The following is a 16015-nucleotide window of genomic DNA, read 5'->3' on the forward strand; positions in this document are numbered from 1 at the left end:
CACGTAGTTGCGGTACTGCACCGGCGCCGGCAGGTCGCGGCCGCTCGGTTGCAGGCAGTCGTGCATTTCCGCCAGCAACACTTCCAATGCGGTGTGGTCGAGGACGATGTGGTGCAGCAACAGAATGCCGACCCAGCGCTGGTGTTCGCGGTCTTCGGTGTAGGCCAGACGCATCAGAGGGGCGCGGCGCAAGTCGAGGCGGTAATGTCGGGGGTCGAAATGCGCCTGCATCTGCTCCAGCACGTCGCCCTGCAGCAGGTCGGCATCGACGCGTTCCAGCGCCAGCGGGGCTTCGCGCCAGACCACTTGCACCGGATCTTCCAGACCTTCCCAGGCCACGCTGGTGCGCAGAATGTCATGGCGTTCAATCACCGCATTCAGCGCGCGGACAAAGGCCTTGATCTGTGGCAGACCGGCGAAGGCGAATTGCGCCTGCAACACGTACGGATCACCGGCACTGGTCGCCAGATGGTGATAGAGAATCCCCGCCTGCAACGGCGCCAGCGCGTAGATGTCCTGCACATTGGCGACGCCGCCGGGCACCGTCGCCACGATGCGGTCGATCCCGGTCTGATCCAGCGCGGCCAGCGGCAACAGATCCGGGGTGATCCGCGTGCAGTCGGCGGCGATCAGGTTGTCCGGCACCACGAAGGTCTGGGCGCTGCTCAGGGTCGCCGCCAGCGCTGCCACGCTTGGCTGGCCGAACAGCACGCGCACATCGCAGTGCAGATCGTGCTGACGCATGCGCTCGATCAGTTTCACCGCCAGCAGCGAATGGCCGCCCAGTTCAAAGAAATTGTCATGCCGGCCGACCTGCTCGACCCCGAGCAAGGTCTGCCAGATACCGGCGATCAGCGTTTCTACCTCCCCGACCGGAGCTTCAAAACCGCGTCGGGCGAAGGCATCGCTGTCGGGTTGCGGCAAGGCCTTGCGGTCGAGCTTGCCGTTGGTGGTCAGCGGCAGTGCATCGAGGCGCACAAAGGCGCTCGGCACCATGTATTCGGCCAACGAAAGCAGCAACTCGTCGCGCAATTGCGCAGCACTTGGCTCGGCCCCCTGCGCGGCCAGCCAGTACGCCACTAACCGCTGATCGCCGGGACTGTCTTCACGGGCGATCACCACCGCTTCGCGCACGCCGGCGCAGGCGGCGAGGCGGGCTTCGATTTCACCGAGTTCGATGCGGAAACCACGGATCTTCACTTGATCGTCGTTGCGCCCCAGGTATTCAAGGCTGCCGTCTGCGGTTCGGCGTGCGAGGTCGCCGGTCTTGTACAAACGCGCTTCGGCGCGGCCACTGAACGGGTCGGCGATAAAGCGTTCGGCGGTCAGCGCTTCACGGTTGAGGTAGCCCCGGGCAACCCCGGCGCCGCCCACGTACAACTCGCCAATGACCCCGACCGGCACCGGTTCGCGCTGCGCGTCGAGCACGTACAGTTGCAGGTCGGGAATGCTCACGCCAATCGGGCTGCGCCCTACCAGCTGCGCATCCGCCGCTTCCAGTGGGCGATAGGTCACGTGCACCGTGGTTTCGGTGATGCCATACATGTTCACCAGCCGCGTGCCGGCATTACCGACCCGGGCGTACCAGGGTTTGAGCAGGCCCGGCTCCAGCGCTTCACCGCCGAAAATCACTTCGCGCAGCGAATGCTGCAACGGGCTGCGGCCCTGCGCGGCGATCAACTGGCGGAAGGCACTCGGGGTCTGGTTGAGCACGGTCACGCCGCTGCGGCAAAGCAAGGCGTAGCAGTCGTCCGGCGAGCGGCTGACCGCCTGCGGCACCAGCAGCAACTGGCCGCCAAACGCCAGCGCGCCCCAGATTTCCCACACCGAGAAGTCGAAAGCGAAGGAATGGAACAGCGCCCACACGTCCTGCGGGTTGAAGTTGAACCCGTCATGGGTCGCCGAGAACAGCCGCACCACGTTGCGGTGTTCGACCATCACGCCTTTGGGTAGCCCGGTGGAACCCGAGGTGTAGATCACGTAGGCGAGATGGTTGGGTCTCAGTTGCGCAATGTCCGGATTGCTGCTCGATTCGTTTTGCAACTGCAGGCTGTCGAGGTCGATGTTCGGCATGTTGAGCGCGCCCACCCGGTCGAGGGTATTGGCCTGGGTCAACACCGCCACCGGGGCGCTGTCCTGCAAGGTGTAGGCGATGCGTTCCAGTGGATAGGCCGGGTCGATCGGCACGTAACCGGCGCCGGCCTTGAGCACGCCAAGCAGGCCGATGATCATCTGCGGGCCGCGCTCGACGCAGATCGCCACGCGCTGATCCGGTCGAATCCCCCGCGCCAACAGGTGATGGGCCAGTTGATTGGCGCGGCGGTTGAGTTCACCGTAGCTCAGCGTCTGCTCGTCGAAAATCAGTGCGATTGCATCCGGACGCGCCAGCGCGTGGGCTTCGAACTGCTGATGGATCAACGGCGTTTCAGGGAACTGCGGCATCGGCGAATTGACCCCGTGCAGCAAGTATTCACGCTCGGCGGCGGGGAGGATGTTCAGCCGTTGCAGCGGCGCCTCCGGCGTCGATTGCAGGGCCTGCAGCAGGCTGTGCAACGCGCTGTGCAGGTAACCGGCGACGCGTTCGGCGCCCAGCGCTGCATCCGCCAGCGCGGTGATGCGCAAGTCCTCGCCGAGGTCGTCGATGTTGATCGTCAGCGGGTAGTTGGTGCGCTCGCGGGCACCCAGCACCTGCACACCGGGGGCCAGTTCGCTGACCTCGGCGATCTCTTCTCGGCTGCTGTGGCGATAGTTGAGGATCGCGCTGAACAACGGCGTCGGCACCGCCACCGCGCTGCAACGCTGAGCCAGTGCCAGTGAGGTCTGTTCATGGCCGAGCAACGCAGTCAGGCGTCGATGGGTTGCCAGCACCCCGGCACGTACCCCGTCCTGGCCGACATCCACCCGCAGCGGCAGGGTGTTGATGAACATCCCCAGCGCCTGTTCGCCGCCCTCACCCGCCTCCATCCGCCCCAGCAGCACGGTGCCGAACACCACCGCCGTGCGACCCGACAACTGACCGAGCACCCGCGCCAGCGCCAGGTGCATCAGGCTCGCGACACTGACCCCAAGCTGACGCGCCTGGCCGCGCAGTTGCCGACTGAAGTCGGTGTCGAGCATCAGCAACGTTTCTTCGATGTTCTTGCCGTCGCCCTGCACATCCTGCAAACCGCAGGGCAAGGTCGGCTCGTCGATGTCGGCGAGCATCTCGCGGAAGAACTGTTCGTGTACCTGCTCGTCCACACGCAGACGGGCCTTGGCCAGGTGATCGCGGTACGGCACCGCCGGCCCGACCTGCGCGGTCTGGCCGAGCAGGTGCGCACGGGTTTCGCGGCGCACCACGTCGAGGGCAACGTGGTCCATGATCAGGTGATGGAACAGCAACAGCGCGACCACGCGCCCGTTGACCGGGTCTGCGGCGTGGACCAGACGCAGCAGCGGCGCCTGCTGGATGTCGAGGCGGAAGAACCGTGGATCGTGGCGCTCCAGCAGTTGCGTCAGTGCATCCGCTTCCGGGTCGAGGGTGATTTCTGCGCAATGCAGCCGAGCCTGCCGCTGCACCACTTGCAGCGGTTCATCCAGGCGCTCCCAGACGAACGACGTACGCAAGATGTCGTGGCGTTCGATCATCCATTGCAGCGCCTCGGCGAACGCGTCCAGCCGTGCTCGACTGTCGAAGGCGAACCGTGCCTGCGACACGTATGGGTCGCCGGCGGGTGCCGACAAGTGCAGGTAGAGCATGCCTTCCTGCAGCGGCGCCAGCGGGTAAATGTCCTGCAGGTTGGCAGCGCCACCCGGCACATGGGCAACCAGACGATCGATGGTCGGCTGATCGAGCTTCACCAGCGGCAGCATGTCCGGGGTGATGCGAAACGCCGGGCTCAGCCAATCGCCACCGTGGCGCGCGACCAGCTCCAGCAATTGCGCCTTGTGTTCGCTGAGGCTATCCCACAACGCATCGTCCAGCGCGTCGTCGCTGCCCAGAATGACCAGGTCTTCATCTTCCTGTTGAAGGCGGATCGCATGGGTGGAAAGAACAGCCATCAGTTCGCTGAAATGCATGGGATAACCTGCTGTAAATACGAGAAAAAGGAGCGCGCAGCCGCGAGTCCGTGCGAGCTGCGCGCAGCTTCGAAAAACTAAAACATCGAGGCCTGTGGGGCTGACATGGGAAGCGGGGACAAGCCGGCCTCCTTGCGGGTGAGCACCCGAATACCTGTGGTGAGGGAGCTTGCTCCCGCTGGACTGCGCAGCAGGCCCCGATGTGTTGCATCAGGGATGCCGGGGGACGCTGTGCGTCCCAGCGGGAGCAAGCTCCCTCGCCACAGGTCTGCGTTCAGAGCCGGCGCTTGCGACTGAGGCTCGGGATGGTGGTTTGCGGGATGACCACTTGCTGCGCTTCTGGCGTGGTGCTGAGCGCCAGCGCCGCCAGCGTCGGCTGGCTGAACAGTGCCCGGGCGTCGGTGTGCAAACCGCTCTGACGCATGCGCGCCACCAGGTTTACGGCCAGCAACGAGTGCCCGCCGAGTTCGAAGAAGTTGTCGTGACGACCGACCTGTTCGACGCCCAGCACTTCACCCCAGATCCGCGCCAGCGTGGTTTCGATTTCACCTTGCGGCGCCACATAAGGCCGGTTGATCACCGCGTCCGCCCCCGGTTCCGGCAGGGCCTTGCGGTCGATCTTGTCGTTCGGCGTCAGCGGTAGCACCTCGAGCTGCACAAACGCGCCCGGCACCATGTACTCCGGCAGTCGCTCCAGCACATGCGCGCGCAAGGTCTCCAGACTTGGCGCGTCGACGCCGGAGCGCACGGTGTACCAGGCCACCAGACGCTCGTCACGAACCATCACCAGCGCTTCGCGAATCGCCGGATGCTCGACCAGCCGCGCCTCGATTTCCCCCGGTTCCAGACGCAAACCACGCAGCTTGATCTGGAAGTCGTTGCGGCCGAGGAATTCCAGTTCGCCGGCATTGTTGTAGCGCACCAGATCGCCAGTGCGGTACAGCCGATCACCGGGCACAAACGGGCTGTCGATGAAGCGCTCGGCCTGCATCTCGGGCAAGCCGTAATAACCCCGCGCCACGCCGACGCCGCCGATATGCAACTGACCGCTGACACCTTGTGGCACCGGTTGATCGTAGGCATCGAGCACGTACAAACGGGTGTTGCTCAGCGCCTTGCCAATCGGTACCACGTTGTCCGGCACGCTCATGTGCGGTTCCAGCGTCCAGCCGGTGCTGTCGACCGTGGTTTCGGTCGGACCGTAGACGTTGTGCAAACGCACCCACGGCAGCCGCGCACGCACCTGACGCGCCAGCGCGGCGCTGAGTTCGCCGCCACCGTTGAGCACGTCAGTCAGGCTGGTGCACTGCTCGACACCGTCCTGCTCGATGAACTGCTGCAGCAGCGCCGGCACGAACTTGACCACCGTCACCTGCTGCTCGCGAATGGTCTGCACCACATAGGCCGAATCACGGTTGCCATCCGGCCGCGCCAGCACCAGACGCATCCCGGAACACAGCGGCCAGAAGATCTCCCACACCGAACTGTCGAAACTGAACGGAGCTTTTTGCAGGAGCGCACCGTGCTCGGTGGGCGAACTGAGCTGCGATCCCCAGTGCACCATGTTGCAGGCGCTGCGGTGTTCGATCATCACGCCTTTCGGCAGCCCGGTAGAACCCGAGGTGTAGATCATGTAAGCGAGGTTCGAGGCGCTGAGGCCCGGCACTTGCGGATCACTCGCGGGTTGCTGCTCACAGCTGTTGCGGTCCAGATCGATCAGCGCCACACCCGGTTCGCCAAGCAAGTGCCGCGTGGCGCCATGCACCAACAGCGCGACCGGCGCACTGTCCTGCAGCATGTAGTTCAAGCGTTCCAGCGGATAGTCCGGGTCCAGCGGCACATAAGCGCCGCCCGCCTTGAGGATGCCGAGCAAACCGATCACCAGATCCAGCCCGCGTTCGACACAGATCGCCACCCGCGCATCGGGCTGCACACCGAGTTCGCGCAGGTGATGGGCCAGGCGATTGGCGCGCTCGTTGAGTTCGCGATAAGTCAGGCTGCGCTCACCGGCCTGTAGCGCGACGGCGTCCGGTTTGCGCCGCGACTGGGCTTCGAACAGGGCGTGCAACGGCTGCTCCAGCGGGCAATCGACCTCGGTGGCGTTATAGGTGATCAGCAAGCGTTGCAACTCGTCGGCCTGCAGGATCGGCAGGCAGTTCAACGGCTGTTGCGGCGTCTGCTCCAAGGCCTGCACCAGGCTGCTCAACGCTGCTTGCATGTAACCACAGATCCGCTGTGCGCCGATCTGCGCCACGGCCCGGCCGGTAACGCGCAAGCCGTTGCCGTAATCATCCACGCTCATGGTCAGCGGGTAATTGGTGCGCTCCTCGTTGGCCAGGGTTTCGATGCCTTGCCAGGACTGCCGGGACGGTTCCAGCAACTCCGATTCATCACTGTGCCGGTAGTTGAGCAACGCGCTGAACAGCGGTGACGGCGACGCCACCCCGCTGCAACGCTGGGCCAGCGCCAATGAAGCGTGTTCGTGCCCGAGCAACGCGGTCAACCGCGCGTGGGTGACGCGCACGGCGTCCAGCACTCCGGCGTCGACATCGATGCGCAGCGGCAAGGTATTGATGAACACCCCCAACGCCCGGTCGGCGCCCTCGCCGCCTTGCATGCGCCCCATCAGCACGGTGCCGAACACCACGCGTTGCTGGCCGGACGTCGCCGCCAGCACCCGCGCCCACGCTAGATGGATCAGGCTCGCGACGCTGACCCCGGTCTGTCGCGCCTGATGGCGCAAACGCTGATAGACGTTGGTCGGCAGCGTCTGCTGCGCCTCGTCGATGCCGCGCCCGTCGCCCTGCACTTCTTGCAGGCCGAACGGCAGGGTCGGCTCATCGATATCCGCCAGTTGTTCGCGGAAAAAAACCTCGTGCTCCTGCTCGCTGACGCCCAGCCGCGCCTGCGCCACGTAGTTGCGATACGGCACTGGCGCCGCCAGTTCCACAACCTGCCCCGACAGGCTGGCCTGCAACTCGCCGCGCATCACTTCGAGGGCGATGTGGTCCATCGCCAGGTGATGGAACAGCAGAATCCCCACCACCCGGCCCAGCGCCGGGTCACGGGCATACACCAGACGCATCAGCGGTGCCTGACTGACGTCGAGGCGATAAGCCCTGGCGTTGAAGCGCGCGTGCAACTGCTCGAGGATCGGGCCGGCGGCCGGATCCAGTTCGACTTCCTGCAACGGCAGCAGCGCCTCGCGCCACACCACCTGCACCGGCGTGCTCAGGCCTTCCCAGAGCACCGCCGTGCGCAGAATGTCGTGGCGCGCCATGACCGCGCGCAGTGCTGTGGCGAAGGCCTCGACGCGCTCAAGACTGTCGAACGCCAGCTGCGATTGCAGTAGGTACGGGTCGCCCTGCGCGGCGGTGATGTGGTGGTAGAGAATGCCCTCCTGCAACGGTGCCAGCGGATAAATGTCCTGCACGTTGGCCGCGCCGCCCGGGACGCTGGCAACGATCCGCTCGATCTCTGCCTGCTGCAGTTGCAGCAGCGGCAGCATCGCCGGGGTGATGTGCGTGCAATCGGCGGCGATGCGATTGGCCGGCACCTCGACTTCGCGGCCGCTGCCGACCGAAGCGGCCAGTGCCGCCAGGGTCGGCTGACTGAACAGCACGCGCACGTCACTGCTCAAATCGAGCTGACGCATGCGTTCGATCAGAATCACCGCCAGCAACGAATGCCCGCCCAGTTCGAAAAAGTGGTCGTGACGCCCGACCCGCTCGACTTGCAGCACCTCTGCCCAGATCTGCGCCAGCGCGACTTCGACCTCACCTTGCGGCGCTTCGTATTCGCGGCGGATCAAATCGTCCGGCCCGGGAACCGGCAATGCCCTGCGGTCCACTTTGCCATTGGCGGTCAGCGGCAGCGCCGGCAGACGCACGTAGGCGCTCGGCAGCATGGCGCTGGTCAGGCGGGTTTTCAGGTACGCGTGCAACTGGTTGATATCCAGCGGCGTGTGCTCGGTGAACCAGGCCAACAACTGCCCGTCGCGCACCAGCATCACGGCTTCGCGCACCGCCGCGTGGCTGGCGAGTGCGCTTTCGATTTCCCCCGGTTCGATGCGCACGCCACGGATTTTCACCTGATCGTCGTTGCGACCGAGATATTCCAGGTGGCCGTCGGCGCGCCAGCGTGCGAGGTCGCCGGTGCGATACATGCGCGCCCCGGGTTCACTGCTGAACGGATCGCGCAGGAAGCGTTCGGCGCTCAGGTCGGCGCGGTTCAGGTAGCCGCGGGCCACCCCGACCCCGCCGACGTACAACTCGCCGGGCACACCCGGCGGCAGCGGTTGCTGTTGCTCGTCGAGCAGATACACGGCGGCGTTGCTCACGGGTTTGCCGATGTGCAGCGCCTGCCCGGCGTCGATACGCCCGGAGGTCGCCACCACCGTGGCTTCGGTCGGGCCGTAGTTGTTGATCACCGCGAACGATTGCTGGCGCGGGAACTGGCGCAGGCGATCGCCACCGATCAGCAGCGTGCGCAAGGTCGGGTGATCGAGCTGTCGGCTGAAGGCGTATTCGGCGATCGGGGTTGGCAAAAAGCTGACATCCAGCGGTTGCGCACGCCACCAGGCGAGCAGCGCATCGATGTCTTCGCTGCCATCGCTGACGGGTGCCAGGTGCAGGGTCGCGCCCACGCACAGCGCCGGCCAGACTTCCCAGGCCATCGCATCAAAACCGAACCCGGCGAGGCTCGAGGTATGGCTGCCGGCATGCAGATCGAAGGCGTCGGCGTGCCAATCCACCAGATTGCACAGGGTCCGGTGCTCGACCATCACCCCTTTGGGCAGGCCGGTGGAGCCGGAGGTGTAAATCACGTAGGCGAGGTTTGCCGGGGTCAGCCCGGGTATCCTGGGCGTGTCGATGTGGCTGACCGGCCAGGTCGGCTGATCCAGCTCGATCACCGGCACCTGCAGCGCCGGCAGATGCCCGCGCAATGCGCTCTGGGTCAGCACCGCCAGCGGCGCGCTGTCCTCCAGCAGGTAGTTCAGGCGCTCGACTGGATGCGCCGGGTCGAGCGGCACATACGCGGCGCCGGCCTTGAGAATCGCCAGCAGCCCGACCAGTGTGTCGAGCCCGCGCCGGGCGATGATCGCCACCCGCTCGTCCGGGCGCACACCGAGATCGAGCAGATGATGGGCGAGCGCGTTGGCGCGCTGATTGAGCTCGGCATACGTCAGGCATTGCCCTTGCTGCACCGCCGCCTGCGCGTGCGGGTGTTGCGCGGCCTGCGCCTCGATACGTTGCTGGATCGTGGTCACGCTCGGGTAGTCCACCCGCGTCGCATTCCATTGGTGCAGCCGCGCGATTTCCGCAGGCGTGCTCAGGCTGAACGCCGCCACGGGCAGGTTCATGGCCTCCAGCCCTTGTTCGAGAATCAACAGCCAGCGCTCGGCCAGGGCCTGGATTTCATCGGCGCTGAAATACGCCTCGCGGTAGATCAGGTACAGGCGCGCGTCGTCGTGCGTCAGGTTGCTCAGCAGGTGCACCGCCAGCGGCGTGGCCTCTTCCAGGTTGGAAGCCTTGTTGATCCGTCCCAACGCCTCACCGTAACGGTAATCGTGCGTGCCCTGCTCGTAGGAGACCGTCAGTTCGAACAGCTGCGAACGGTCCTCACGCAGTAGGCCGAGGGCGCGGTTCATCTCGCTCAACGGGAAGCGCTGATGCCTGAAATCCTTTTTCAGTTCATCGCGGATCGCCCTGATCAGTTCACCGAATGTCTGTTCACGGCCAAACCCCATGCGTACCGGACTGATCTGCGCGAACAGCCCAAGGGTGGATTTGAATCGCGCACCGGAGCGATTGAGGATCGGCAGGCCCACCACCCATTCGTCACGCTGCGCGGTGCGGCTGAAATACACGTGCAGCGCCGCCAGCAGCACGTGGAACGCCGAGGCACCACACTCGCGGGCTACCTGTTTCATGCGCTCGTGCAGCAGCGCCGGCAAGGGTTGCGCAAACGCCTGGGTCTGCGTGGCCGTGCCGGCATGATGCCGCGGCAGCAAAAGCGGTTCGGGCAACTGCCGGTACTTGTCCAGCCAATATGCGCGGTCCTGCGCATAACGCGGCGATGCGTAATAGCGCATATTGTCTTCGATGAAGTCGATGTAAGACGGCGCCGAGGCCGGTGCCGGTTGGCCGTGCGCCAGGGTGTTATAGATTTCGTCCAGCGACTTGAGCATCTCGCCAAAACCCCAGCCATCGACGATCAAGTGATGGGCCAGAATCGACAACCAATGCCGCTGTTCGTCGAGGCGGATCAGCAGAAAACGGAACAACGGCCCGCCATCGAGCACAAAGGGCTGGTCGATGCGCTGCTGAATCAAGGCCCGCGCAACCGCCTCCGGATCAGCGTGTGCCGACACATCGTGAATCGGCATGGGTGCCGGCAATGCGTGGGCGAAACGCTGTAATGGCAAGCCATCGGCACCCGCACCCGGCAGCAGGATCGTGCGCATCGCGTCATGCCGTGCCACCAGGCCTTCGAGCGCCGCCTGCATGCGTTCCGGGTCGAGCGGCCCGGTCAGTTCCAGATACCCACCGATGTTGTACAACGGCGAATCACCGCGACTCAGCTGATCCAGCCAGATGTCCAGTTGCGCAGCGGTCAGGGGGTACATCGGGGGCGATGCGGACGGGGTGTCCACCGCAGAGGCAGAAATAGGCGGCATAAGGTCCTTCTCATGTAATTTTGCGCCTATTCAAGCATCGGCCCCGACGCCGACATGACACGTGAAACCCGGACAACCCGGCCCGCGCACGGGCCTGTCAGCCCCTGTTGCACTTGATCGGGTCGGAAGTTTGTAAAAGTTCGGACAGGAAACGCTGAAAAACTTGTAGGAAAAATGCCACACGCCAGCGCTGCCATCGACCAGCGCAGCGAGCGCATAAAAACGTAACTTCCCCGGTTTTCAGGCCTTTGCAGTGACCGAACAGTCACGCCAAGCGCGGCATCTGTACCAAACACCGTCAGAAGCCCGGCGCCAACATTCAGAAATGATGGCACTTTGTGTCCCCGGTTTCCCCTACAGACGTAGGACAAAACCATAGGCTTAAATCCCGCCCCAGATCAGCTTCAAGGAGAAACGACGGCGTGGGCGGCTTTTGCATAAACAGCGGACGACTCGGTGATGACTCTGAACCAGGGATGACAAGGATATGAATCTGACCGGCAGCATTCGCAACATGGAAAACCCGCATTTCTACTGGCAACTGGGGGAACTGATTGCCAGCACCGGCGACGATCATTTCGCCAGCAACCTGTTCCAGTTGGTCGACACACTGGTGCCGGTCAACCGCGTCGATCTCAGCGAATGGACGCTGGACGAGCGTCAGGCCAGCGTGGTCGAGATCAAGGCGCTGGGCAGCGCCGGCCTGCCACAGACCTTTCCCCCACCGGATCCGTTGAAGACCCCGGACGATCATCCGTTGTTGCAGAAGATGATCGAGATGAATGACTCACTGCTGATTCAACTCAAAGCCTCGCTCCAGCCCCGACATCCGCAGCACAGCGTGCACCAGTGCAATTTGGTATCGCGCACCTCCAACCGCCGTTGTGTCATCTCGTTCTATCGGCCGCACACGCAGCGGGTGTTTTCGCTGCCCGAGCTGTCGTTTCTCAAAAGCCTGTCCGACACCCTGCTGCCATTGATCGAACGCCACGCGCACCTGAGTCGGCAGATCATCACCAGACAGCCGCGCCTGCCGCTGGCCGATCTGGAACAGGCGCCGTTGCAGCAGGTGTTCGATGAGCGTCTGGCGCTGGGCGGCATCGTCCTGTCGGCCCGGGAGAAAGAAGTCTGCCTCGGCCTGCTGACCGGAGGCACCGTGCCGCAACTGGCGGAGAAGCTTCGGGTCAAGAGCAGCTCGGTCGAGACCTACCTCAAGCGCGCGACCGCCAAGCTCGGGGTCAGCGGACGGCATGGTCTGGCGCGGTGGATGGCCGGGGCCTGAGCCCAGCCTCATCGATCAGGATTTTCCATTGGGCTGAGGGATTCAGTGCCCTGGCCCGACCGTGCCGACAGCGGCACGCCTTTTTTTGCACGAGAGCGTTCGATGTTGCGCATGTCCCTGTTGTCCTTGGCCGTCCTGCTGGCCGGTTGTTCGTTGATTCCCGAGTACCAGCGCCCTGCTTCACCGAGCGCGGCGCAGTATCCGCAAGGTGCCGTTTACCCGTCGCAGACACAGCCTGCACCGCGCACTGAAGACTGGCGCACGCTGTTCAACGACCCGGCGCTGCAACAGTTGATCGAAAGCGCACTGGTGAACAATCGCGACCTGCGGGTGGCGGCGCTGAACGTCGAGGCGTTTCAGGCGCAGTACCGGATCCAGCGCGCCGACCTGCTGCCGGCGGTGTCGGCCAACGCCAGCGAATCGCGCCAGCGCATGCCACCCAGCGTGACGCGCAGCAAAGCGCTGATCAATTCGACCTACGCGGTGAATCTCGGCGTCAGTGCCTATGAACTGGATTTCTTCGGCCGGGTGCGCAGCCTCAGCGAGCAGGCGCTGCAAACCTGGCTGGCGACCGAACAGGCACGGCGCAGCGCCGAGTTGAGTCTGGTGGCCAACGTCGCCAATGCCTACCTGACCTGGCGCGCCGATCAGGAGTTGCTCGAACTGACCCGGCAGACCCTGGCCGCCGATGAACAGAGCCTGCGCCTGACCACGCGCAACCGCGACGCCGGCAAGTCTTCCGCGCTGGAGCAGGCGCAGGCGAGGACCAGCGTCGACAGTTCCCGGGCTAATCTGGCGCGCTATCAACGTCAGGTGGCGCAGGACCTCAACAGCCTGACGTTGCTGGTCGGCGCGCAGGTGCCCGCAACGTTGCCGGCGCAGCCACTGTCCAGCGAACTGGTGCAGCAACTGCCGGCCGGGTTGCCGTCGGACCTGCTGCAACGACGCCCGGACATTCTGCAGGCCGAATACAAACTCAAGGCGGCCAACGCCAATATCGGCGCGGCGCGGGCAGCGTTTTTTCCCAGCGTGAGCCTGACCGCCAACGCCGGCACCTCCAGCCGCGATTTGTCCGGACTGTTCGGCGCCGGCTCCGGTGCCTGGACCTTCCAGCCGCAGATCAACCTGCCGATCTTCAACGCCGGCAGCCTGCGCGCGAGTCTGGATTACTCGAAGTTGCAGAAGGATGTGGCCGTCGCCGAATACGAGAAATCGATTCAAACCGCGTTTCAGGAAGTCGCCGACGGACTGGCGGCGCGCAGCACCTATCAGCAGCAATTGCAGGCACAGCGTGATCTGGTGCAGGCCACACAGGATTACTACAACCTGGCGCAGCGCCGTTATCAGAACGGCGTCGACAGCAGCCTGGTGTTTCTCGATGCGCAACGCTCACTGTTCAGTTCGCAGCAGGGTTTGATCACCGATCGACTGGCGCAGCTGGTCGCCGAGGTCAATCTGTACACCGCGCTGGGCGGCGGCTGGCGGGCTGATGAGGCGACCATTCAGTAAGCACCCGTCACTTTTTCTTACACCTTTTGTCGCCCGATCCGACGCTGTCCGGCGATCGGAAACCGATGCGCCGGCTCAGTTTGCTATCATGCGCCGCTTTTACGGTTAACCCCCCGCCGGTCCTGCCGACTGACGGGCTGCAAAAGGCGGTATTAGATGACGGCTTTGTTGACTCGCCGCAAGGTGCTTGCGGGAATGGGCGTGCTGGGCCTGGGCCTGCTCGCCGGCTGCGACACTCGCGGCCAACTGTCGTACAAGTACGGCAAGGATCTGAGTGACAAGATCCTCGGACGCACCTTCAAGCTGAAGAACACCGACGGCGAAACCATGACGCTGTCGAGCTTTCGCGGCATGATGCCGATGATTTTCTTCGGCTTCACTCAATGCCCGGCCGTGTGCCCGACCACCCTCGCCCGCGCGGCGCAGATCAAGAAGCTGATGGGCAAGGACGGCGACCGTCTGCAGGTGATTTTCATCACCCTGGACCCGGAACGCGACACGCCGCAGATCCTCGACGCCTACGTCAAAGCTTTCGACCCGAGCTTCGTCGCACTGTACGGCACGCTGGAAGAAACCCAGGCCACCGCCAAGGAATTCGACGTGTTCTACGAGAAGGTGCCGGCGGGCGACACCTACACCATCTCCCACACGTCCACCAGTTACGTCTACGACTCGCGCGGCCAGCTGCGCGTGGGTCTGTCTGTATCGCTTTCGGCACAAGAGTGCACGGAAGATTTGCTCACCGTTATGGAGGTCTGCTGATGCACCCCGTTCTGAACAACATCAAACGCGCCGTTTTCGGTATGTCGCTGCTGGGCCTGGCTTTTCAAGTCTCGGCCCAGACCAAGGTCGACGACGCCTGGGTGCGTGCGACCGTGCCGACCCAAATGGCCAGCGGCGCGTTCATGACCGTCACCGCCGACAGCGACAGCAAACTGCTGAGCGTTGCCTCGCCAGTGGCCAAGGATGTGCAGATCCACGAAATGTCGATGAAGAACGATGTGATGAGCATGGGCCCGGTGAAATCAGTCGACCTGCCGGCCGGCAAAGCGGTCAAGTTCGACCCGAACGGCTACCACGTGATGCTGATGGGCCTGACCGGCCAGCTCAAGGAAGGCGAGAACGTGCCACTGACCCTGACTGTGGAAAACGCCAAGGGCGAGAAAGAGACGGTTGAAGTGAAAGCCCAAGTGCGTGCGCTGACCACTATGGAAGGCCACGATCACAGCAAGATGCATTGATCTGACTTTGCGGCAATAAAAAGGGGCGGCCTGATCGATGATCAGGTCGCCCCTTTTTTTTGCGCGTTACGCGTCTCGCGCAATTGCCAGCGAATCACTGTCCTGCTTCTTCAAATCCAACTGTGCAGTCATTCGAGGATTTCGCGCCAGCAACCGCTTGATCCTGCCCCGCGATGCTTGACGCAAATAACGCTTGCTCAACTTCTCCAGGTGCAGGTCCAGACCACTGACCAGAAGCATTTTGCGTTTGGCGCTCTCGGCCTTCAGCAGGTAGTAGACGACCAATCCCGCCGGCGCGCCCCACCAGTTGAAGAACGCCCCCGCGACTGCCGAGGTCGCCAGGCAGGCAACATACGGGAGGCTGACCGGGATGCGATGAATGAATTCTTCGTGAAGCACTTTCCCCTCCGACAGCGGCGTGAGCCGACCCTCGCAGTGGTTGAACACACAGACCGCGCTCTTGTGTTCGCCACCCGGCAGGCAACCGTAGAGCACCGAGATCTCTTCGCCCCGCTTGACCGGCAGATGCTTGTTGAACAGATCCAGCGGCAGATCACCCTGTGGAGTCCTGACCCAATACCGATCCTGATACTCGCCGGCAGGCATCAAAAACCGTTCATGGCGAACCATCGTTCCTCTGAAATCACCGAACTCGATGACGACCTTTCCACTTGTGAACGCTTGCATGGCTATTCCTGACATGTCGTCTTCAACGCTTTCGAGCCAATGCGTCACGCACACTTTCTCGGGACATCCCCGAGCTGGACCGCGCCACGGCTTGATCCACTGGCGCCTGTGCCAGCGATTTCTTGCGCTTTGCCACCTGACGCCAGTGATAGCCGAAGTACCCGGCGGCAATGAAGAACCCCGGCCAGCCTGCAACCGCGCCGACAACGATCCACAGCCCGAGGGTGATCAGCACGGATTTCGAGGTGAACAGCTTCAGGCTGTCATCCACGGGTACCGTTTCAACCAGCGTCTGCTGCGCCAGCGGCATCTGCTGCACCCCATCCAGATCAAAGCGCAATGAGAAGTCCGCACCCGGTACCTGGACATTTATTTGATTGCCTTCAGCGGTGTGCACCCGAACTTCGCCATTGACCACCGACACCGAGCTGAAACTGATCTGGGTTTCGTGGTGAATCTCGCCGTTGACCAAGGTCACGACCGTTCGTTGTTCGCCTTTAGGGGTGTCGCGCATGTCGATTCCTTGAGCATTCCACGTCGGACGACGTGCAAAGGGAA

At 63.7% G+C, this 16015-nt stretch carries 8 protein-coding genes (1 of these 8 only partly in view); 4 read left to right on the top strand and 4 right to left on the bottom strand.

What is annotated here, in order from left to right; translation table 11 throughout:
* Nucleotides 1–4059: the beginning of a non-ribosomal peptide synthetase gene (locus J5M57_RS24125; protein ID WP_207849301.1), read on the bottom strand. The gene continues 8964 nt to the left of window position 1, outside the view; 4059 of the gene's 13023 nt are visible here — the first part of the coding sequence; it begins with the start codon at nt 4057–4059; its stop codon lies beyond the left edge, outside the window.
* A 274-nt stretch (nt 4060–4333) separates the two neighbouring features.
* Nucleotides 4334–10738, bottom strand: a complete 6405-nt coding sequence (locus tag J5M57_RS24130) for a non-ribosomal peptide synthetase (RefSeq protein ID WP_207849300.1) — start codon at nt 10736–10738, stop codon at nt 4334–4336.
* 487 nt (nt 10739–11225) lie between these two features.
* Between J5M57_RS24130 and J5M57_RS24135 the strand changes: the two genes are divergently transcribed.
* The 4 genes from J5M57_RS24135 (at nt 11226) to J5M57_RS24150 (ending at nt 14770) form a co-directional block, all read left to right on the top strand.
* Nucleotides 11226–12020 carry a helix-turn-helix transcriptional regulator gene (locus J5M57_RS24135; protein WP_064587236.1) on the top strand — a complete coding sequence of 265 codons (795 nt, stop codon included), beginning with the start codon at nt 11226–11228 and terminating at the stop codon, nt 12018–12020.
* A 102-nt stretch (nt 12021–12122) separates the two neighbouring features.
* Nucleotides 12123–13529, top strand: coding sequence for an efflux transporter outer membrane subunit (locus J5M57_RS24140; protein WP_279381933.1), 1407 nt, complete (start codon nt 12123–12125; stop codon nt 13527–13529).
* Between the two features lie 156 nt (nt 13530–13685).
* Complete coding sequence (locus J5M57_RS24145; RefSeq protein ID WP_064587232.1) at nt 13686–14291, top strand: SCO family protein; 606 nt, start codon at nt 13686–13688, stop codon at nt 14289–14291.
* Entirely contained in the window at nt 14291–14770 is a 480-nt protein-coding gene (locus J5M57_RS24150) for a copper chaperone PCu(A)C (protein ID WP_207849299.1), read from the top strand. The genes J5M57_RS24145 and J5M57_RS24150 overlap by 1 nt, the downstream gene beginning before the upstream one ends.
* A gap of 66 nt (nt 14771–14836) precedes the next feature.
* Here J5M57_RS24150 and J5M57_RS24155 read toward each other — a convergent pair whose 3' ends face one another.
* Together J5M57_RS24155 and J5M57_RS24160 are read right to left on the bottom strand one after the other, a co-directional pair.
* Nucleotides 14837–15505, bottom strand: a complete 669-nt coding sequence (locus J5M57_RS24155) for a hypothetical protein (protein WP_347709567.1) — start codon at nt 15503–15505, stop codon at nt 14837–14839.
* Nucleotides 15480–15971 (bottom strand): hypothetical protein, encoded by a 492-nt coding sequence (locus J5M57_RS24160; protein ID WP_207849298.1) that lies wholly within the window; start codon nt 15969–15971, stop codon nt 15480–15482. The genes J5M57_RS24155 and J5M57_RS24160 overlap by 26 nt, the downstream gene beginning before the upstream one ends.
* Nucleotides 15972–16015 lie beyond the last annotated feature (44 nt).

This window comes from Pseudomonas sp. 86_A (genome assembly GCF_017491705.1).
Taxonomy (GTDB): Bacteria; Pseudomonadota; Gammaproteobacteria; order Pseudomonadales; family Pseudomonadaceae; genus Aquipseudomonas; species Aquipseudomonas koreensis.